Genomic DNA, 18,830 nt, shown 5'->3' with positions numbered 1-18,830 from the left:
GTTAGGCCTTTCGGTCGAGCTGAAGAATGTCACGGGCTTCGTCGGGAGAGGCGACGCTTTTGCCGAGGTCGTGCACAATGGCAATAGCCCGTTCGGTCAGTTGCACATTGGTGGCCTTGACCCCCTTGGCGAGGTACAGGTTGTCCTCTAGGCCGACCCGCACGTGGCCGCCGAGCAGTACCGACTGGGCGACCCAGGGCAACTGATTGCGGCCGATTCCGAACGAAGTGAAGTTCGCGCCAGCTGGCAGCATGTTGACCATGGCCTGTAGCAGGCCGGGATCGGCAGGGGCGCCGTAGGGAATGCCCATGCACAGTTGGTACAGCGGCGGCGGGCTAATCAGGCCTTCCGCTACGAGCACGTTGGCGAACCAGAGGTTGCCCGTGTCGAAGATCTCCATTTCGGGCTTGACGCCGAGCTCCTGAATGCGGGCGGCACCCTCGCGCAGCATGTCGGGGGTGGATATGTAGACGTTGCTGCCTTCACCGAAGTTGAGCGTGCCCATGTCGATCGTGCAGATCTCCGGGCGCAACTCTTCGACGTGGGCGAGCCGTTCAAGGCCGCTGACCAGGTCGGTGCCCGGCAGCTGCCGGGTCGGATTCGACGGGTCGAGCACGAGGTCGCCGCCCATGCCGGCGGTCAGGTTGATGACCGGGTCAACGTCACTCGCCTTGATCAGGCGCACGACCTCGCGGTACAAGGCCACATCTCGTGAACTCTGCTTGGTCACTACGTCGCGAACGTGAATATGCACAACGGATGCTCCGGCGCGGGCCGCCGCTACAGCATCCGCTGCAATCTCGTCGGGAGTGACCGGAACGTGTTCGCTCTTGCCCGTGGTGTCACCGGCGCCGGTGACGGCGCAGGTGACGATGACCTTCTTGTTCATGTGGAGCTCATTTCTGTGGTGCTGTACGTGGCGAGGCGGTTCAGGAAATTGGGGTCACGACCGTGCGGTCGATGAATTTTTCGATGTGCGCATACATCTGATCCGAAGTCAGCATTCCGGTAAGCACCTTGATGATCAGGCCGTCGATGATTGCGGTGAGGTGCTGGGTGAGCTCGTCGGCGTCGGCCGCGATGAAGCATCCGCCGTGCTGACCGTCGACGATGATGTCATGCACGGTTTGCGACCAGCGGCGGTAGCTCTGCGCGTGCCCCTGGCGCCCGGCCGGGTCCACAGCGGCTTCGGCCCAGGTCTGCAGCCAGATCGACATCTCGGCGTGGCCACGCTCTCCGGCAGGCAGTTGCAGAAAGGCGAGGCGCTTGAGGCGGTCGATCGGGTTCGGAAACAGGTGCAGCTCGGCGATCTGGCGGTCGAAGGCGAGCTTGACCGAGTAGCGAAGTGTTTCGGCGAAGATCTCGCGCTTGGTGCGAAAGTAGTAGTGCACGGTACTGTCGCTCGTGCCGCTGGCAGCTGCAATATCGGCGATGCGCACCGAGGAATAGCCGCGCTCGGCGAACAACCACCACGCCTTTTCGACGATGTTCCGGCGCTTCTGGGCGTGGCCACTGTCTTCGCGGTGGCGGGTTGGCAGAATTATCGCGGCCGGCACGGCCGACACTCCCACGGCGTCGTCGGTGCCCGATAATAGCCAATTAACGGTCACACCGGCGGCGGTGGCGAGCTGGGTCAGCTCGTCCGGGCGAAACCGTCGGGTGCCCTTGAGCGCTTTGGACAGCTTCGTTTCGTCGATGCCGATATGGCGGGCGACGTCGCGCTGGGCGAGGCCGGAATCACGAATGGCGGTGCGCACCCGCACCAGGAGCGCCGCTCGGTAGTCGGCCTGAACGGCGCCTTCTTCTTGCGATTGCATTTGACCGACACTAACTCAAACTTGCGATTTACGCAATTCAGGTGGGCAATCAACTCGGCCGCTTTTTGCTGCGTGGCGCCACGGTGGAACGCGCCGTGAGCACCCTCTTCAGCCGTGAGCTGTTTCGGGTGGTGCTCGCCCGGCTGCACCCGACAATCACGCTGGCCCGGAAATGATCGGCACCGTGACCGAAAGCGCGAACCCTCCCGCGTGATTTGCCGCGGAAACCCGTAGCCTGTTTTCATGCACAACAGGGCCGATGCGAGCGAGCGGGTCGTCGCCATCGACATCGCCAGGGGCGTGGCGATCATCGGCATGTTCGTCGCGCATGCCATCCCGCGCGTGGGCGATGCCGAGCTGCTCGTCGACGGGCGTTCGTCGATTTTGTTCGCGACCCTGGCCGGGGTGTCGCTCGGAATCATGACCGGGTCGCAGCATCCGCTCTTGCGCGGCCAGCGCTCCGACCGGGTACGAGGCATCGTGGTGCGCGCGCTAATCCTGTTTCTGCTCGGCGTCGTGCTGGCCAGCCTGCACAGCGGCGTTGCCGTCATTCTGCACTTCTACGCCCTTATGTTTCTGCTGCTGATTCCGATGCTGTTTTTGCGCCGCTGGATGCTCGGCCTGATCGGCGTCGTCTTCCTGTTCGGCGCTCCGTGGCTCGGCGCCGCTCAGGGTGAAGTGGATGCCGCTGCACCGCCGGTCAGCTACTTCGTCGACTACTTCTTTCTGAACGGCACCTACCCGGTGCTCATCTGGATGCCGTTCCTGATCGCGGGCCTCATCATCGCGCGCTCCGATCTGGGCCGGGCGAAAACCCAGGTGACCCTCGTCGGTGTCGGAACAGCAGCGGCCGTCGCCGGCTACGGCGCGGCCATCGTGATCCCGGGGGTTAGCTCCGCGGCCCATTCCGGATCGATCGCCGAGGTGATCGGCTCCGGCGGGGTCGCGGTCGCGATCATTGGAGCGTTGCTCTGGCTCACCGCAGTTCAGCGGCGGTCCGTGGGGCGTGCGCTGCGCGTGATCTTCTGGCAGGTCGGGGCGACCGGATCGATGGCACTGACCGTCTACACCGTGCAGATTCTCGCCCTGGCCGTTATCGCCGGCGGCGCCGAAATCAACTATCCGGGCTGGCCACTGCTGATCGGAATGCTGCTGCTCACCTTCATCGGCGCCAGCCTGTGGCGGTATTTTCTGGGCAAGGGCCCCCTTGAACGTCTGCTCGCAGCGCTGGCCAGGGCACCGAGCTCGCGCTAACGGTGCACGGCTGCGTGGGACACAGAGGCCCGCCGCCAGCCCGACCGCCAGTGCGCCAGGTCGGGAATAACCAGCCGCAAACTATCAGAGCCGGCTTAGCGAATGCCACCGAGGCGTTCCAGCGCCGCCCGCATAATCTGCGCCTCGGGTGTCGGGGCCACGTGGTGGTTCGTGTAAATGCCGACGAGCCACTCCAGAACCTCGTCTTCGCTCATAGCGACGGCCTTCCAGTCCACCCCCGGCTCGGCGGCCGTTCGCGGCTCGCCGGTCTCCAGGTCGAGCCAGGCGCGGGCGATCGGCGTGTCGGGGTCGTCGTTGTTCATATTCCACAGCAGGGCGATCGGGTGGTTGTCCCCCTCGACATGCTCGTGGTCGACGCGCCCGGAGCCGAGCCACGGCAGTGTCAGTAGCTCGCCGATTATTCCGACTTCAATCAGTTCGAGCTGGGTCGGTTCAGTCTCCGGAACGTAGAGTGTGAACCCCTGCTCGAGCCACTCGGCGGCCTCAAAGATCGAGTCGAGCAGTTCATCGAGGGCGTCGATCTCCTGCACCAGAATGAGCGCCCACTCCAGTAATTTTTCGGTCTGATCGGCCGGCCACGGGCTCTCGGACGGGTCGTTCGTGCCGTGGTAGTGAAAGCTGGGCCCGGCCTCGTCGAGCAGCACGTGCAGTTGGCCACTGTCGAAGTCGATCGACAGGTTGAGCGCTCCGCCTTCATCGTCGCGGTCGGCGAACAGGTCCGGGTGTGCCAACTCCACCGGCAGGGTGACGGCTGCGGCGAGCCGTGGGCCCAGATCGAGAACGACGCGAAACTGGATGGTCGGCAGGCGCAGGGTTTCATCCTGCGCGAAGTGCTGGTCTGACATACCCAAAGTTTATCGACCACGGAATGCTCCTCCAGCAGCGTGCGCTCGGGTCGCCCTTCCATCGACAGGAGACACGCGTCGAACAGTCCGGCGCTTGCTTGGTAACGCGCCGCTCAATACTGATGGAGCGGATGCCACGCGAGCCGTCGCGCAGCAGCGGCAGGTATGGCAGAATGCGTCCTATGAATATTGAGTTGTGGTGGCCCAAGCTGACACCGTCGACTCGCCAGTGGCTGATACAAAACAACGGCGATACCGTGCCGCCGGAGCTCGTGGGCGAAATCACGCGGGCCGGCGGAGAAGTCGCCACCGACAGAGAGAGCGAACAATCCGGCGTCTACCTGTCCGACGACGACGTCGACTGGATTGAGACGGTCGCAAACGAGGAAGAGCCCACCTAACCTCAGGAGCAGACCGATCCGAGTGGGCACGCCTGCGCCGCGCTGCTGATGACGGGCACCTCCATCGCAACCGGCCGTGTGTGCCATCGGCTCGACGCCTGTCTGCAATTTCCCAACCCGGATTTTCGCACGATCTGAGGAGTTTCGGCGAACACCGGGGGTATCTCAACGCAGAGGGCGACGCTGCAATAGGCTTTAGGCCCGAGGACGATTCCGAACGTTTCGCCGAGCGGATGTTCGCTGCCAGTGACACAGACCCGTCGCTCCTGGCTTCCGACTGGGATCGCGCCTACATCGGCGGCATTTTCAGCTCGTCCCCAACCGCACGTTTCAGCGGCCATTCTCCACGCCGTTACATCGGGATTCGCTACACAGACAGGACCAGCAATGACCGACACCGTAGGCAAAGATGCCTTTGTCGTACGCCACCTCTCCAAAGTCTTCGGTGGCATCGGGCAGGTGCATGCCCTGAGCGATATCAACCTCAACCTCAAGAAAGGCTCGTTTACCTGCATTGTCGGGCCAAGCGGATGCGGCAAGTCCACGCTGTTGCGTATTCTGGGTGACCTCGAGACACCCACGTCGGGTGACGTGCAGATCAACTTCGAGCAGACCCGGGTGCCGCGCTCCGCCTTTGTGTTTCAGGAACACGGCGTATTTCCGTGGTTCAACGTGCTCGAAAACGTGGCATTTGGTCAGAAAATGGCGTCGGTATCGAAAAAGGAACGCGAAAGCGAAGCCCGCCGCTGGATCGCCGAAGTCGGCCTGACCGGCTTCGAACGCTCCTACCCGCACCAGCTCTCCGGCGGGATGCGCCAGCGCATCGCCATCGCTCGGGCGTTCGCGACCGGTTCGCCGTCATTACTGATGGACGAACCGCTCGGCGCGCTCGATGCCCAAACCCGCATTTTGATGCAGGAGCAGCTCGTGCGGCTGTGGGAGGTCGAGCGTAAGACCGTGGTGCTGGTCACTCACTCGATTGAGGAAGCGCTGCTGCTCGGCGACCAGATCGTCGTCATGTCCGCGCGGCCGGGCAGAGTGAAGGAAATCATCGACGTGCCGTTCGGTCGCCCGCGCAGCGTCGCCATGGAAGCGAGCCGGGAGTTTTCCCGTATGAAGCAAGACATCTGGGAATCGCTGCGCGATGAGGTCCAAGCCTCGATGAGCTTCAAATGACCGTCACAGAGGGTATTTCTGGCCGCGTCACGGAACTCGACCAGGCGATCGATCAGGAATTTAAGCGGGAACAGCGGCTTCGAGCCCGCGATCTCGGGTTGGCCGTCATTACGCCGATCGTGCTGCTCGCCCTGTGGGAACTCGCCGCAGCAACGGGAGTGCTCGACGCGCGCCTGTTCAGCCCACCCAGCGCGATCGGCGAACGTGGCGCCGAGATGGTGGCGGATGGTTCCCTTGCCGTGCACATCTGGGCGACGGTCGGTCGCCTCGCCTTCGGTTTCATAGCCGGCTCGATTCTAGGCGTGTTTGCCGGGCTCATCATGGGCGTCGTGCGGCCGATTCGTGCAGCGCTCGGCCCGACCTTCACCGCTCTATACGCGCTGCCGAAGATCGCCATCCTGCCGCTGTTGCTGCTCATTTTCGGCCTCACCGAAACCCCGAAAATTCTCGCCGTAGCCATCTCGGTGTTTTTCGTGGTGCAGATCAACACCCTGGCCGGCATTATGCAGATCGACTCCCGCATTCTGGAAACGGCCCGCGCCTACAAAGCCACCGGGGTGCGCCTGTTTGTCAACGTGCTGCTGCCAGCCGCGGCACCAGCAATCATGACAGGTCTGCGCGTCGCCGCCGGCATGTCCGTGATCGTCGTCACCGCGGTGGAATTCGTCGCATCGAACAACGGTCTCGGCTACCTCATCTGGAACTCGTGGCAGCTGTTTCAGCCAGCCACGATGTTCGTCGGCCTGATCGTCGTCTCGGTGATTGGCGCGGTCGTCACCGGGCTCATTATTTTGCTGGAACGGGCGCTCCTGCCCTGGCGCAACTCGAACAGCCCCAAGAAAAAGGAAACGAAAAAGTGAAGAAACTGAAAATCGTCGCAGCAGTGTCGCTGGTCGGGTTGGTCCTGTCGGGATGCGCTGCAACGGATGCCCCGGCAGCGTCAGGTGAACTGCAAACTGTGAACGTTGGGCATGTTCAGCTGGCGATCTTCTCGCCGCTCTACGTGGCCGACGCCAAGGGGTACTTCGAAGACGAGGGAATCTCGCTCAAGCTCGAGGCGATCAAGTCGGGTCAGGACGCCGTACCGCTCGCCGCGAGCGGCAAGCTCGACGTCGTCGTCTCCGGCTTCTCAGCCGGACTGTTTAGCGCGGTCGAAACCGGTCTCAACGTCAAGGTCGTCGGCTCCATGGGAGTCTCGGCCGGAGACGAAGAAGTACCGCCTTCGGCCCTGATCGCGTCGAAGGCGCTCGTTGATGACGGGACGATCACCAACGTCGCTGATCTGGAAGGACGCAAGGTCGCCGTCGCGGGCGGCGCCGGGGGAACCGGAGCGTTCTACGTGGGGATGGCGCTCGAAGAAGCCGGACTCTCGATCACCGATGTGGAATTGGTCACACTCGGCAACCCGGACATGCCGACGGCGCTGGCCAACGGCAGCATCGACGCCGCATTCGCTTCGGCACCGTTCTGGAATATGCCCGTTGAAGACGGAACCGCGGTGAGCCTGTGGACCACGCCCACTGGGACATCCGGTACCGGGGTCGTCTACGGCGGAGACTTCGCCGCAACGGATCTCGCGCAGAAGTTCTTCACCGCGCTGACCCGCGGCGCGCAGGACCTGCAGGGCGACGACCGTTACACCGACGAGAATCTTGCCATCATTGGTGCCGCGACCGGTCAGACCGCCGAGCAGGTGGCCGCTGTGCCGCTGTACCGTTGGCTGCCCGACCTCGCGCCGCTGCCGGAACAGCTCGCCGCGATGGAACGCATGTGGATGGAACTCGGTGCGATCGTCTACGCCGACCCGATCCCAGAGGCCGACTACGTAGACGCCACGTTCGCCCAGAACTCCTGACCGGTCACACCGTCGCGGGCGCAGTACTCGTTGGTCCACAGGAACGCCGGCGCATCGACGGCTGCACGGTTATTTCCGCATTACCCCGCTCGAAGTGGCGCCTCCAACTGCATGGATATTTGATATCGGTCTGCGCGGTAGGTGGAAATTGAATATTCGATGGGCGTGCCGGGTCCAGTGAAGGAACGGCGACGGAAGAGGAGAACGGGGGCGCCTGCTTCGATGTCCAGTAGCGCAGCGATTGTTTCCGATGCTGGAGCGGCTTCGACTGTTTGTTCCACCCGTTGGACAGGGTGGCCGCTGACGGAAAGGATTCGGTATAAAGATCCGTCGAGGTTTTCCGACAGCAAATCGGGTAGGAGCCGGATGGGCAGCCACGATTCGTCCACGCTGACCGGCGCGCCATTGCCCAGGCGCAATCTGCAGATGTGGTGGGCTGTGCTTTCTGGTGTCAAACCCAGATGTTCGGCGGCTGCCTCTGGAGGGATCGCCGTGGTGGCGGAAATAACGCGGGTGCTGGGCTCAAAACCAGCGGCCCTCATATCTTCGTTGAACGAGGCGAGGTGCAAAGTGGAGCGGACCATTCCGTGGGAAACAAACGTTCCTTTTCCTCTGACTCGCACCAAAACTCCGTCGTGCACGAGGTCGGAAATTGCGCGACGTACCGTGATGCGCGAAACTCCGAATTGTTCCTCAAGTTGCCGTTCACCTACTAGAGCGTCTCCTGGTCGCAGGCCGGCCACCAATTCCTGTAGTTGCCGGCGCACCCAGACATGTTTGAGCTCGTTGTGTGTGTCCATCGATTCAACTCTCCACCAGTTCGAAGAGAAGTTCACCTGCTTCAACCCGCGAACCGATGCTGTCAGTGAGCACAGCGCCCGGCTTGGTGTCCAGGGCCACGACAGGGCAGCACGGACTGAGGTTCTTCGCGCGTATCAAAGCGACATCGACGCTCACCATGCGGTCGCCGACTTCCACCTGGGCACCCTTTTGGACGTGCACGATGAAGCCTTCGCCCTTGAGGTGCACCGTGTCGATCCCGACATGGACCAGGACAGCTGGCCCGGAGGCGTGCTGCACGATGTAGGCGTGCGGCATCACTTTGACCACCCGACCGGTCATCGGCGCGACGGCGGTGAGCATGCCGGCATCGCTGTCCGGCACGACAGCAACTCCATGGCCAACCAATCCGTTAGCGAAAACCGGGTCGGGTATGTCGGCTGCCGCGATCACCCGACCGGGCAACGGCGAGACCACGCGAATAATGCTGTTCTGTGTCGCCGAGCTCACATCAGGTCCTGAATGTCCTCAGCCAGGTTTTCGGCCTCGGGCCCGACTACTACTTGCACGATAGTGCCCACCACCATCACGCCGTGGGCGCCGGCTGCTTTCAGAGCAGCTTGATCGACCAGTGCGGCGTCCACTACTTCGGTGCGCAAACGCGTGATACACCCTTCGATTTCTTCCACGTTACCCGCGCCGCCCAGCGCTGCCAGGATGATTTCTGCTTTGGACATGTCCTGCTCCGAACTTTCGTTTGATGTGGTGTTTCACTGTGCCGCACTTCTTCTGCACGAGCTCTGGGAGCCTGTCCGGTTGACAAAAACCCCGCCTAGCCCCCACAGTGATTACAGCCACTGGTTATAACCAGCTAGTTCGACCGTACAGAGTCCGCCCGATCCACACAAGCACTGCACCTTTTCGAGATGGGAAACACCGTGTCAACGGATAACACCGCCAAGCCTCAGGATGCCGGCGTAGCAGTCGCACCCGACTCCGGCAAGGTCAAGGGCACCGGCAAAGGGCTGCAGAACCTGCAGCGTTTCGGGCGCAGTCTCATGCTGCCCATCGCCGCACTTCCGGCCGCAGCCCTTTTACTTCGGCTCGGCCAAGACGACCTGCTGGGTCGGTTTGAGTCCCTGACCACGGCTGCCCAGGTCATCGGCGCAGCGGGTGGAGCGCTATTCGAGAACCTTCCATTGCTCTTCGCCATCGGCATTGCCTTCGGGTTTGCCCGCAAGGGCGACGGCTCAACGGCGCTTGCCGCCGCCGTCGGGTATTTGGTCATGATCAACGTGTTCGAGGTCATGGCACCGCTTGTCCTCGGTGCCGCACCAGAGGGTGGCGAAGAGCCCGTCATCAACTACGGCGTCCTGGCGGGCATCATCATCGGCCTCACCACAGCGTTGTTGTGGCAGCGCTTCCACCGCACCAAACTGCCCGACTGGCTGGGCTTCTTCGCCGGCCGACGTCTGGTCCCGATTCTGACGGCCCTCGCCGGCATCGTCATCGGCGTCGTCATGGCACTGATTTACCCGGTCTTCGACCGCGGCCTGAACAGCGTGGGAAACGCCGTTGCGGAGAACACAGTGATCGGCAGCGGTGTCTACGGCACCCTCAACCGGCTACTCATCCCCCTAGGACTGCACCACATTCTTAACTCGATCGTCTGGTTCATCATCGGTGACTACGAAGGCACCAATGGAGACCTGAACCGGTTCTTCGCGGGAGATCCCTCCGCGGGCGTCTTCATGACTGGATTCTTCCCCATCATGATGTTCGCCTTGCCCGCAGCCGCCCTGGCGATCTGGCAGGAGGCAAGGCCCTCCCAGCGCAAGATCGTGGGTGGTGTCATGCTCTCTACCGGTCTGACGGCCTTCCTCACCGGTATCACCGAACCACTCGAGTTTTCCTTCATGTTCGTCGCCTGGCCGCTATACGTCGTGCACGCCATTTTGACCGGCACGTCGTTTCTGGTGGTGAACCTCCTCGGCATCCATCACGGTTTCGGCTTTTCGGCGGGAGCGATCGATTACCTGCTGAACTTCGGCATTGCCGAGAAACCGTTGTGGCTGATACCGATCGGGCTCATCTACGCGGCCATCTATTACGTACTCTTCCGCTTCGTCATCCGCCGCTGGAACCTCCGCACCCTCGGCCGCGAGGACGAGACCGAAGGAACCCCGTCCATGGCTACGCCTGATGCAAGCTGATTCCGCAGCGGGGTTCCCCGACGCACCCGTCCGCGTCTTGAGGGGCCGCCTCATCACCGGGCGGCTTGGTGAAGACGCCATCGAGGATGGCGCGGTCTGGTTAGAGGGCGGACGTATCCGCTGGTGCGGTCGGGCCGTTGACTTACCTGCCGGAATCAATAGTCCGGTCGAGCGGGTACCCCTGATCTTGCCCGGTCTGGTGGACGTACACTGCCACGGCGGAAGGGGCCACACCTTCGCCTCGGATCTTGACGGCGCATATGTTGCCGCAAATTATCATGCCGCCCACGGAACCACATCAATACTCGCCTCACTCGTCGCGGCGCCGTCACCCGTATTACTGAAACAAATTACGGTACTGCGCGCACTGGTGCAGGACGGCACCCTGGCCGGGTTGCACTTGGAGGGACCGTTCCTCGCAGAGAGCATGTGCGGTGCGCAGGACCCAGCCGCGATCATCGACGGCAACCCAGCACTGCTGGAGCAATGGCTCCAAGCCGGACAAGGCGCGGTGACATCCATCACCCTCGCCCCAGAGACCCCCCACTTCGCGGAGTTAGTGTCCCTGTGCCGAGACTACGACGTCGTTCCCTCTCTGGGGCATACTGCCGCCACAGCAGCCCAAACACGCAACGCCCTGGCAAGCATGCCTCCGGAAGACACCCGGGCTTGGTCGGCCACGCACTTGTTCAATCGCATGCCACCGCTAGGTCATCGTGTGCCCGGGCCGGTCGCGGTCCTGCTGCAGGCCGCTCAGCGCACGCCTGACCGAATGATTCTGGAGTTGATCGCCGACGGTGTGCATCTCGACCCAGAAATCGTTCGCATGGTCTTCGCTCTGGTCGGTCCGCAATCAATCGCCCTAATTTCCGACGCGATGGCGGCCACGGGGATGAACGACGGGGCATACTCCCTCGGAAGTCTGGACGTGATCGTTCACGGTGGCATTGCCCGGCTGATTCCGGCCGACCGAAATACGCGCGGGGCGATCGCTGGCGGGACAAGCACGCTGCTGGAAAACGTGCGCCACTGCGTGGAGTGGGGAATTCCCCTGATCGACGCCGTCGCGGCTGCATCATCCACGCCCGCGCGGCTGATGGGTTTTACCGGGCGGGGCAGCATCACCGCGGGCTATCGTGCCGACCTGTTGGTAACAACGGAAAACCTCGAACTGCTGCAGGCCTACCGCGCCGGCATCCCCCTAAAGATTGAAAGGACGGATCGTGCAGATTATCCTGTGTGACTCACCCGAACAGGTCGGAGCCCGGGCCGCTGATGTCGTGGAAGCGCGACTCCGGCAAGGCCCAACAGTTCTGGGATTGGCAACGGGCAGTTCCCCCGCCGGCACCTATCGGGAACTCATCCGGCGTCATCGTGAGGAGTCGTTGAGTTTTAGCCAGGTCACGGCGTTCACCCTGGACGAATACGCCGGGTTGAAACCGGACCATGAGCAGTCTTATCACTCGACCATCCGGCGTGAATTCGTGGATCACATCGACCTGCCCTTGGGGCAATTGCACACCCCCCGCGGGGACGCAGCAGATCTAGTCGCAGAAGCTGACTGGTACGACGCGGCGATCGTATCCGCTGGCGGAATAGATATCCAGATCCTCGGGATCGGAGCCAACGGGCACATCGGGTTCAACGAACCGACCTCGTCCCTGGCCTCACGTACCCGGGTCAAAACCCTGTCTGGGGTGACACGGGCGGACAACGCCGGATTCTTCCCTGAAGGCGAGGTTCCTAGGCTGTGCCTGACCCAGGGCCTGGGAACAATTCGAGACGCCAAACAAGCAGTACTCGTAGCACTGGGCGAAAATAAGGCAGCCGCCGTCCGCTCGATGGTCGAAGGACCCGTGAGCGCCTACTGCCCGGCATCGGTACTGCAACTGCACCGCAGGGCCGTCGTTATCCTGGATCCGGAAGCCGCGTCGAAACTAACGCTCCTAAATTATTACCGAGAAGCCCAAGAACTCAACGATCAACTGTGACCTGTACAGGAAAGCGGTCTCGCCACCCGTCCGCCGTCTGGATCCAACGCGAGCTCTGATCGATTGAGAGGGCGCTCGCTAGGCCCACCTCGCGAGGTCGATCTCGGTCGTGTTTGCGGCGCTGACCTAGGGTAGACGTATGGACGCCGACATCAACTTTTACTTCGACCCGGTCTGCCCCTTCGCCTGGATGACCAGCAAGTGGGTGCGACAAGTGCAAAAGCAGCGCGACTACACCGTGGACTGGCGGTTCATCTCCTTGCGCCTGATCAACGCCCAGGTCGACTACGACGCGCACTTCCCTCCCGAGTACGAAGCCGGTCACACCGCCGGGCTCCGGCTGTTGCGCGTAGCCGCCCGGGCTCGAGCGGAGCACGGCCGCGAAGCGGTGGCGCCGCTGTACGCCGCATTCGGAACCCACATCTTCGACACCGTCCCGGACAACCATCGAACCGAGGGCGAGGTGCGTGAGCTCCGCGGGACGCGCAAGTTCGTGGAGCCGATCCTCGCCGAGGCTGGCCTGCCGCTCGAGCTGGCCGAAGCTCTCGACGACGAGTCATGGGACATGGAGATCCAGCAGGAGACAGACGAGGCGCTCTCGCTGACGGGAAAAGACGTGGGCACGCCCATCATCCACTTCGAGCCGCCCGCCGGTGTGGCCTTCTTTGGGCCGGTGATCAGCCGATTGCCACACGAAGACTCGGCGGTCGAGTTATGGGACCACGTGGTCGCCCTGGCACGTTTCCCGGGCTTTGCCGAGCTCAAACGCAGCCTGCGCGAGCAGCCGCAGCTGGCCGCGTTCGGAATCGACGCGGACGCGGTCGGAAAGCAGGAGGACTGGCATGGCGGCAGTCGGCGGCAGAAGAAGTGACCACCTCCGTTAGGGTAAACGCATGAGTGACACACGCATCCTCAGCCACCAAGAGTCCGTTATCGTCGAGGCGTCAGCCGCGTTTCTCTACGACCTGCTCTCCGACATCACCCGCACCGGCGAGTGGAGCCCGGTCTGTGCGTCCTGCTGGTGGGACGACGAGGCCGAGGCCGGTCGGGTCGGTGCCTGGTTCACCGGGCGCAACCAGCTCCCCCACCGGACCTGGGAGACCCGGTCTGAGGTGGTGACGGCAGAGCGCGGTCGCGAGTTCGCCTGGGTGGTGGGCGGCAGCTTCGTGCGCTGGGGCTTCAGCTTCGACGCCGCAGAGACCGGGACGAGGGTCACAGAGTCTTGGGATTTCCTGCCCGACGGGATCGCCATGTTCGAGGAAAAATTCGGCGAAGACGCGCACGCGCAGATCACCGACCGCACCCAGCAGGCCCTCGACGGAATCCCAAAAACCCTCGCCGCGATCAAGCGGATCGCCGAGGTCACCATCGGCTCAGGGGAGCAGGCGCTGGCCTGACCTGGTCGTTCGTCCCCGGTCAGGCTGGGTGTGCTACCAGCACAGGTTCTGAAGATGACGGCGTAGGTCAAGACGGCCCTACGAGGCAATCTCCCTGTCTAGGGTGGATATATGAGCCATTCGATAGTGCCGAGCACCACGTATCTGCAGAAGCTTCAGGCCGAAACAGCCCGCAGGGTAGAGACCTCTGAGTCCGTGCCGTCACCGTTCTCCGGGGCCCCTGAGGAACTCGCAACCGCCGTTGAAGTCCAGGTGGAGGCGCTCGCCCGGGACCTGAACGACGTCGTTCACACCCTGCACGCCGACCCGGAGACCGCCTTCGCCGAGCGTCGAAGCGCCGCCTACCTGGTGGAGCTGCTCGGTCGCCATGGGATAGCCGCGCAGCTCGGCGTTCACGGACTCGACACCGCGATCCGCGCCGAGATCGGCTCAGACGACGGCCCGGCCATCGCGATTCTCAGCGAGTACGACGCCCTGCCCGACGTCGGACACGGCTGCGGGCACAACGTGATTGCCGCCACCGGAGTGGGCGCTTTCCTCGCACTGGCCAACACACTCAAGGCGAATCCCAACGCATTCACGGGCCGGGTGGTTTTCCTTGGCACTCCCGCCGAGGAAGGCTTTTCCGGCAAAGAAGTGATGGCCAGGCACGGCGCCTTCGACGGCGTCGACGCCGCGATTATGGTGCACCCCTACGGCTACGACCTCGCCGACCAGGTGTGGCTCGGCCGCCGCGTGCTCACCGTGACGTTCACGGGCGTCGCGGCGCACGCATCCGCTCAACCCTTTATGGGTCGCAACGCCCTCGACGCCGCAACCCTGGCGTACCAGGCCGTTGGCCTGCTGCGCCAACAGCTACCGCCGGTCGACCGCGTGCACGCTGTAATCAGTGAGGGGGGAACCCGGCCGAGCATCATTCCCGAGCGTGCAGTGCTCAAGCTCTACGCCCGTTCCAAATTCGCGGACACGCTCAAAGACCTCAGCGTGCGACTGGACGATATCGCGCGCGGAGCGGCATTGATGACGGGAACGAGTGTTGAGATCGACTGGGACGAGCACGCCCCCTCACTTCCCGTGCGCACGAACAGCGCGCTCACCGGTCGATGGGTCGCCGCCCAGCAGCGCCGTGGGCGCCAGCCACTCCCGCTTGGCGTGGTGTCAGAAACCATCGCAGCGTCCACCGACTTCGGCAACGTAAGCCATCGCATCCCCGGCATCCACCCCCTGATCAAAATTGCGGCGCCCGACGTTGCCCTGCACACCCGTGAATTCGCGGCCGCCGCCGCAACGGATGCCGCAGAGTCGGGCGCCCTCGATGGCGCCTGCGGTCTCGCCTTGACCGCCCTGGATTTTCTCTGCGACGCCGAATTGCGCCGCAGCGTGGCGAATGAGTTTGCAGAGCAGGGCGGCGCCATCGATGTGCCGCACTTCTTCGACTGACTATCTAGCTCCTGTCACCCCGATCGTTTCGTTCCATCCGACGCAAGGTAGGCCCCATGTCTTCAGCACAGACCCTCACCCGGCGCACCGTCGTGATCGATCGTGTTCTGGGCGGAATCGAACGCGTCGGCAACAAGCTGCCCGACCCCTTCATGCTCTTCCTCCTGCTGTTCGCAATCACGGCGGTGGCATCGACTGCTATGGCCTGGGCCAACGTCACGGTGCAGTTGCCCGGGACCGACGAGATCACCGTGATCAAGGGCTTCTTCACCGCCGAGGGGCTCACCTGGTTCACTCAAAACATCGGGGTCAACTACGTGGGCTTCCCGCCGCTGGCGACGGTACTACCCATCCTGCTCGCGGTCGGTGTGGCGGAGAAGTCCGGCCTGCTCGCCGCGCTTATCCGGAAGGCTTTCGGCTCGGCGCCGCGCTGGTCACTGCCCTACGCCGTGGCGTTCGTGGGGGTCGTGGGGTCGATCATGTCGGATGCGGCATTCGTGGTCATCCCGCCGCTCGCCGCCCTGGTATTCAAGGCCGCCGGCCGACATCCCGTCGCCGGACTACTCGGCGGGTTTGCCGCCGTGGGTGCCGGCTACTCGACCTCGCTGTTCGTGACAAGTCTCGACGCCCTGTTCGCCGGGATCACCACGTCGGTCACACAGAACCTACCCAACGCCGGTTCCATTGTGACCCCGGTATCGAACTACTTCTTCAATGTGGTCTCCGCGCTCGTTCTCATCGCCCTGGCCGGCTTCATCATCGACAAAATCCTCGAACCGCGTCTGGGCCGGCAGGGCATCGCGCGCGAGGAAATCATCGACGACGACGACGTATCGGTTTCCACCGTGATGAATCCGCGGCTCACGGACACCGAGAATCGCGGCCTGTTCTGGGCGTTCGTGGCCGGCGTCGTCGTCGCTGGAGTGATCGTCGTCGGCGTGCTCCTGCCGGACTCCCCCTGGCGAAACGAAGACGGCGGGTTCTTGCCGCGTTCGCCCCTGTTGAGTTCGATCGTGTTCATCGTTTTCGCCACATTCGTGATTCCGGGGCTGGTGTACGGCAAGATCACCGGAACCATCGCCACGGGCAGCGACGTGCCCCGGGTGATGGGGCACGCCATCAAGGACATGAGCGGATTCCTCGTGCTCGCATTCATCCTGGGCCAGTTCGTCGCCCTGTTTAATTTCTCCGGAATCGGAAGCTGGCTGGCTGTTGCAGGAGCCGCGGGCCTTGAGTCCATTGGCCTCACCGGATTTTCGGCCGTCGTAGCCTTCGTATTGCTCGCCTCACTGCTGAACCTTTTCATCATTTCCGGTTCGGCCATGTGGACGCTGATGGCCGCCGTGTTCGTGCCGCTGTTCGTACTACTTGGCTATGAACCCGCGTTCATCCAGGGTGCTTTCCGGGTCGGAGATTCGGCCACCCAGGTACTCACACCCCTCAATCCGTACATGATCGTGCTCCTGACGATGCTGCGCAAGTACGAGCCCCAAGCGGGGCTCGGCACGGTAATTGCCCGCATGCTGCCCTTCGCGGTCACGTTCTGGCTCGCCTGGGTCGCCGTGCTGAGTGTCTTCTTCTTTTTCGACCTGCCAATGGGCCCGGGCAACGGCATCATGATCCCGCAGTAGTAACGACGTAAGACCCAAGGAATACCCCACCCCGGGGCCTCCTTAAGTTCAGTGCAACCCGAAAGGATTTCTATGACTTCCAGCCAGCCCACGATCTATGCCCTGCACGAGAATCCGGAATGGTTTCCGCCGTTTGCGCGGGCCTTTGAAGCAGAGGGTATGGAGGTGAAGGAATGGCTGCTCACCGACGGCGTTCTCGACCTGGATTCGGTACCACCGGAGGGAATCTTCTGGTCGCGCATCAGCGCATCCGCTCACACGCGTGACCACGGAAAGTCGAAAGACTACGCTCGCGCCGTGTTGGCCTGGCTCGAGGCCCACGGCCGCCGCACGGTAAATGGCCGACGTGTGCTGGAGCTTGAGATGAGCAAGGTCGAGCAGTTGGTCGCGCTCAAGGCCGCCGGCATCGACACCCCGCGCACCGTGGCGGCGGTGGGTCGCGAGCAAATTCTCGCCGCCGCCCGCGACTTTCCCACCCCGTTCATGACCAAGCACAACCAGGGCGGCAAGGGTCTGGGCGTGCGCAAGTTCACAAGCCACGAAGAGCTCGCCGCGTACGTAGCCTCCGACGAGTTCGAGGAGCCGCAAGATGGCATCACACTGATTCAGGAATACATCCAGGCTGCGGAACCGTTCATCACCCGGGCCGAGATCGTGGGAGGCGAGTTCATCTACGCCGTCAAGGCCGACACCGCGCGCGGCGGCTTTCAGCTGTGCCCAGCGGATGCGTGCGCCATCGACCCGGTCACGCGCGAGCTGATCATGCCTCCCGGCGCCACCATCGCACCCGTAGCCGGTCAGCAACTGTTCAGTCTGCGCGAAGACTTCGACCATTCGATTATCGAGAAATACCTCGAGTTCGCGCGCCGCAACGGGTTGGAAGTGTGCGGCATCGAGTTCATCGAAGCCGAAGACGGCCGAGTGCTCACCTACGACGTGAACACCAATACGAATTACAACGCGGTTGTTGAGGCTGAAGCCCCTCGTTCGGCTCCACTCGCCCTGGCTCGGTACCTCAAAAAGCTCGCGGCCTGAATTACTGGGCGGCGGTTTCAGTGGATCAGCTTACGAAACGGATCTCGCCGAGAGTGGGTCTCTGACCGCAGCACGTCGGCGGTTGCGGGTCTGGAAATGATGGCGGCGCAAATTGAACCCAGCACGATGACGATCCCGGCTATCTGCATTGGAGTGAGGTCCTCGCCGGCGATTATCCAACCGAGGAAGATGGCCACGACGGGGCTCAGTAAGCCAAGGAAAGCCGTGGTGCTTGCGGCAAGCCGTGCGATTCCACGAAACCACATGACGTAGGCAAACGCGGTGCCGATGACCGAAAGGTAGGTGTATCCAATGATGTTCGCCGGTGTCAGCGGAACGCCGGGAAGGCCCTCGATCACGAGCATAAAAATCAGGAGGGAGAGGCCGCCTGTGATGAGCTGCCATGCGGTAGTCGTTAGCGGGGACGCGGGCTGCCCCCACTTTTTGGTCAGTACGACCCCGGATGCCATGGAGAGTGTTCCGCCGATAGCGGCCAGGAGCCCAATGGCGTCGAGGCGGGCTTGGGCCTGGAGCACAATGAGGCACACGCCGAATAAGCCCATAGCGCCGGCGATGACCACCCGGCCTGTCAATCGCTCGTGCAGAACACGGCTGGCAAGAAGCGCGATGACGAGCGGCTGAATCCCGCCCATGATTGCGGCCACACCACCAGGGAGCCGGTAGGCCGCGATGAAGAGCAACGCAAAGAACCCTGCGATATTGAGGACGCCCAGGACCCAGGATTTCCACCACCAGGCGCCGCGTGGCAACCTTCGGCCGAGCATGAGCAGGAGGATTCCCGCAGGAAGTGCGCGCAACGTAGCCGCCAGCAGCGGCCGATCCTCGGGCAGCAGCATCGTGGTTGTCAGGTAGGTCGTGCCCCAAAGCGCCGGGGCCAAAGCCGTTGTCACCAACAAGAAAGTTCGATTGCTAAGCACTTAGCCATTATACCTAAGTGCTTAGCAATTGATAGT

At 62.9% G+C, this 18,830-nt stretch carries 20 protein-coding genes and 1 pseudogene; 14 read left to right on the top strand and 7 right to left on the bottom strand.

Translation table 11 applies throughout. The annotated features are described in order from the left end of the window. Position 1 precedes the first annotated feature (1 nt). Both E3T39_RS08885 and E3T39_RS08880 read right to left on the bottom strand, forming a co-directional pair. On the bottom strand, positions 2–889 hold the full coding sequence (locus E3T39_RS08885; protein ID WP_134514526.1) for a beta-keto acid cleavage family enzyme: 888 nt from the start codon (positions 887–889) through the stop codon (positions 2–4). 40 nt (positions 890–929) lie between these two features. Next, entirely contained in the window at positions 930–1,817 is an 888-nt protein-coding gene (locus E3T39_RS08880) for a TetR/AcrR family transcriptional regulator (protein ID WP_134514524.1), read from the bottom strand. Between the two features lie 41 nt (positions 1,818–1,858). On the opposite strand from E3T39_RS08880, the gene E3T39_RS16555 reads away from it, so the two are divergent. Together E3T39_RS16555 and E3T39_RS08875 are read left to right on the top strand one after the other, a co-directional pair. Beyond that, positions 1,859–1,993, top strand: coding sequence for a hypothetical protein (locus E3T39_RS16555; RefSeq protein ID WP_255455922.1), 135 nt, complete (start codon positions 1,859–1,861; stop codon positions 1,991–1,993). A gap of 67 nt (positions 1,994–2,060) precedes the next feature. After that, entirely contained in the window at positions 2,061–3,071 is a 1,011-nt protein-coding gene (locus E3T39_RS08875; protein ID WP_134514522.1) for a heparan-alpha-glucosaminide N-acetyltransferase domain-containing protein, read from the top strand. A 95-nt stretch (positions 3,072–3,166) separates the two neighbouring features. Here E3T39_RS08875 and E3T39_RS08870 read toward each other — a convergent pair whose 3' ends face one another. Then, positions 3,167–3,937, bottom strand: a complete 771-nt coding sequence (locus tag E3T39_RS08870) for a hypothetical protein (RefSeq protein ID WP_134514520.1) — start codon at positions 3,935–3,937, stop codon at positions 3,167–3,169. Between the two features lie 182 nt (positions 3,938–4,119). Here E3T39_RS08870 and E3T39_RS08865 point away from each other — a divergent pair, with 182 nt between their 5' ends. The 4 genes from E3T39_RS08865 to E3T39_RS08850 all read left to right on the top strand — a co-directional run bounded on the left by E3T39_RS08865 (position 4,120) and on the right by E3T39_RS08850 (position 7,369). Beyond that, a complete protein-coding gene (locus E3T39_RS08865) occupies positions 4,120–4,338 on the top strand; it encodes a hypothetical protein (protein WP_134514518.1) in 219 nt (72 codons plus the stop codon). Between the two features lie 387 nt (positions 4,339–4,725). Next, positions 4,726–5,514 carry an ABC transporter ATP-binding protein gene (locus E3T39_RS08860; RefSeq protein ID WP_134514516.1) on the top strand — a complete coding sequence of 263 codons (789 nt, stop codon included), beginning with the start codon at positions 4,726–4,728 and terminating at the stop codon, positions 5,512–5,514. Continuing rightward, on the top strand, positions 5,511–6,374 hold the full coding sequence (locus E3T39_RS08855) for an ABC transporter permease (protein ID WP_134514514.1): 864 nt from the start codon (positions 5,511–5,513) through the stop codon (positions 6,372–6,374). The genes E3T39_RS08860 and E3T39_RS08855 overlap by 4 nt, the downstream gene beginning before the upstream one ends. Beyond that, positions 6,371–7,369 carry an ABC transporter substrate-binding protein gene (locus tag E3T39_RS08850; protein ID WP_134514512.1) on the top strand — a complete coding sequence of 333 codons (999 nt, stop codon included), beginning with the start codon at positions 6,371–6,373 and terminating at the stop codon, positions 7,367–7,369. Before E3T39_RS08855 ends, E3T39_RS08850 begins: the two co-directional genes overlap by 4 nt. A gap of 80 nt (positions 7,370–7,449) precedes the next feature. On the opposite strand, the gene E3T39_RS08845 is transcribed toward E3T39_RS08850, so the two are convergent. The 3 genes and pseudogenes from E3T39_RS08845 to E3T39_RS08835 all read right to left on the bottom strand — a co-directional run. Then, positions 7,450–8,169 carry a GntR family transcriptional regulator gene (locus E3T39_RS08845; protein WP_134514510.1) on the bottom strand — a complete coding sequence of 240 codons (720 nt, stop codon included), beginning with the start codon at positions 8,167–8,169 and terminating at the stop codon, positions 7,450–7,452. Between the two features lie 4 nt (positions 8,170–8,173). After that, on the bottom strand, positions 8,174–8,659 hold the full coding sequence (locus E3T39_RS08840) for a PTS sugar transporter subunit IIA (protein ID WP_198416114.1): 486 nt from the start codon (positions 8,657–8,659) through the stop codon (positions 8,174–8,176). Continuing rightward, positions 8,656–8,892, bottom strand: a pseudogene (locus E3T39_RS08835) (PTS sugar transporter subunit IIB); the annotation flags it as partial. The gene E3T39_RS08840 and the pseudogene E3T39_RS08835, both read right to left, overlap by 4 nt. Before the next feature lie 183 nt (positions 8,893–9,075). Here E3T39_RS08835 and E3T39_RS08830 point away from each other — a divergent pair. The 8 genes from E3T39_RS08830 (at position 9,076) to E3T39_RS08795 (ending at position 17,856) form a co-directional block, all read left to right on the top strand. After that, positions 9,076–10,362, top strand: coding sequence for a PTS transporter subunit EIIC (locus tag E3T39_RS08830; RefSeq protein ID WP_134514506.1), 1,287 nt, complete (start codon positions 9,076–9,078; stop codon positions 10,360–10,362). Then, complete coding sequence (locus E3T39_RS08825; protein ID WP_134514504.1) at positions 10,352–11,605, top strand: N-acetylglucosamine-6-phosphate deacetylase; 1,254 nt, start codon at positions 10,352–10,354, stop codon at positions 11,603–11,605. The genes E3T39_RS08830 and E3T39_RS08825 overlap by 11 nt, the downstream gene beginning before the upstream one ends. Continuing rightward, the gene (gene nagB / locus E3T39_RS08820) at positions 11,586–12,353 is read left to right on the top strand and encodes a glucosamine-6-phosphate deaminase (protein WP_134514502.1); all 768 of its coding nucleotides are present in this window, start codon (positions 11,586–11,588) and stop codon (positions 12,351–12,353) included. Before E3T39_RS08825 ends, nagB begins: the two co-directional genes overlap by 20 nt. 139 nt (positions 12,354–12,492) lie before the next feature. Continuing rightward, on the top strand, positions 12,493–13,224 hold the full coding sequence (locus E3T39_RS08815; RefSeq protein WP_134514500.1) for a mycothiol-dependent nitroreductase Rv2466c family protein: 732 nt from the start codon (positions 12,493–12,495) through the stop codon (positions 13,222–13,224). A gap of 22 nt (positions 13,225–13,246) precedes the next feature. Continuing rightward, the gene (locus E3T39_RS08810) at positions 13,247–13,750 is read left to right on the top strand and encodes an SRPBCC family protein (RefSeq protein WP_134514499.1); all 504 of its coding nucleotides are present in this window, start codon (positions 13,247–13,249) and stop codon (positions 13,748–13,750) included. A 111-nt stretch (positions 13,751–13,861) separates the two neighbouring features. Then, positions 13,862–15,190 carry a M20 family metallopeptidase gene (locus E3T39_RS08805; protein ID WP_134514497.1) on the top strand — a complete coding sequence of 443 codons (1,329 nt, stop codon included), beginning with the start codon at positions 13,862–13,864 and terminating at the stop codon, positions 15,188–15,190. A gap of 56 nt (positions 15,191–15,246) precedes the next feature. Further along, complete coding sequence (locus E3T39_RS08800; protein WP_134514495.1) at positions 15,247–16,821, top strand: AbgT family transporter; 1,575 nt, start codon at positions 15,247–15,249, stop codon at positions 16,819–16,821. 72 nt (positions 16,822–16,893) lie between these two features. Continuing rightward, entirely contained in the window at positions 16,894–17,856 is a 963-nt protein-coding gene (locus tag E3T39_RS08795; protein ID WP_134514493.1) for an ATP-grasp domain-containing protein, read from the top strand. Positions 17,857–17,873: 17 nt separating this feature from the next. On the opposite strand, the gene E3T39_RS08790 is transcribed toward E3T39_RS08795, so the two are convergent. Continuing rightward, on the bottom strand, positions 17,874–18,794 hold the full coding sequence (locus E3T39_RS08790) for a DMT family transporter (protein WP_134514491.1): 921 nt from the start codon (positions 18,792–18,794) through the stop codon (positions 17,874–17,876). Positions 18,795–18,830 lie beyond the last annotated feature (36 nt).

It is taken from the genome of Cryobacterium suzukii, assembly GCF_004403185.1.
Classification (GTDB): Bacteria; Actinomycetota; Actinomycetes; order Actinomycetales; family Microbacteriaceae; genus Cryobacterium; species Cryobacterium suzukii.
Note: the sequence above shows the minus strand (reverse complement) of the source record. Positions and strands in the feature narration are given on the sequence as shown.

What these genes read in the sequence shown, in the direction of transcription:
- E3T39_RS08805 (WP_134514497.1), top strand. Translation starts at nt 13,862, where the DNA reads ATGAGCCATTCGATAGTGCCGAGCACCACGTATCTGCAGAAGCTTCAG.
- E3T39_RS08810 (WP_134514499.1), top strand. Translation starts at nt 13,247, where the DNA reads ATGAGTGACACACGCATCCTCAGCCACCAAGAGTCCGTTATCGTCGAG.
- E3T39_RS08880 (WP_134514524.1), bottom strand. Translation starts at nt 1,817, where the DNA reads ATGCAATCGCAAGAAGAAGGCGCCGTTCAGGCCGACTACCGAGCGGCG.
- E3T39_RS08870 (WP_134514520.1), bottom strand. Translation starts at nt 3,937, where the DNA reads ATGTCAGACCAGCACTTCGCGCAGGATGAAACCCTGCGCCTGCCGACC.
- E3T39_RS08795 (WP_134514493.1), top strand. Translation starts at nt 16,894, where the DNA reads ATGACTTCCAGCCAGCCCACGATCTATGCCCTGCACGAGAATCCGGAA.
- E3T39_RS08815 (WP_134514500.1), top strand. Translation starts at nt 12,493, where the DNA reads ATGGACGCCGACATCAACTTTTACTTCGACCCGGTCTGCCCCTTCGCC.
- E3T39_RS08875 (WP_134514522.1), top strand. Translation starts at nt 2,061, where the DNA reads ATGCACAACAGGGCCGATGCGAGCGAGCGGGTCGTCGCCATCGACATC.
- E3T39_RS08865 (WP_134514518.1), top strand. Translation starts at nt 4,120, where the DNA reads ATGAATATTGAGTTGTGGTGGCCCAAGCTGACACCGTCGACTCGCCAG.
- E3T39_RS08830 (WP_134514506.1), top strand. Translation starts at nt 9,076, where the DNA reads ATGGGAAACACCGTGTCAACGGATAACACCGCCAAGCCTCAGGATGCC.
- E3T39_RS08845 (WP_134514510.1), bottom strand. Translation starts at nt 8,169, where the DNA reads ATGGACACACACAACGAGCTCAAACATGTCTGGGTGCGCCGGCAACTA.
- E3T39_RS08885 (WP_134514526.1), bottom strand. Translation starts at nt 889, where the DNA reads ATGAACAAGAAGGTCATCGTCACCTGCGCCGTCACCGGCGCCGGTGAC.
- E3T39_RS08800 (WP_134514495.1), top strand. Translation starts at nt 15,247, where the DNA reads ATGTCTTCAGCACAGACCCTCACCCGGCGCACCGTCGTGATCGATCGT.
- E3T39_RS08860 (WP_134514516.1), top strand. Translation starts at nt 4,726, where the DNA reads ATGACCGACACCGTAGGCAAAGATGCCTTTGTCGTACGCCACCTCTCC.
- E3T39_RS08825 (WP_134514504.1), top strand. Translation starts at nt 10,352, where the DNA reads ATGCAAGCTGATTCCGCAGCGGGGTTCCCCGACGCACCCGTCCGCGTC.
- E3T39_RS08855 (WP_134514514.1), top strand. Translation starts at nt 5,511, where the DNA reads ATGACCGTCACAGAGGGTATTTCTGGCCGCGTCACGGAACTCGACCAG.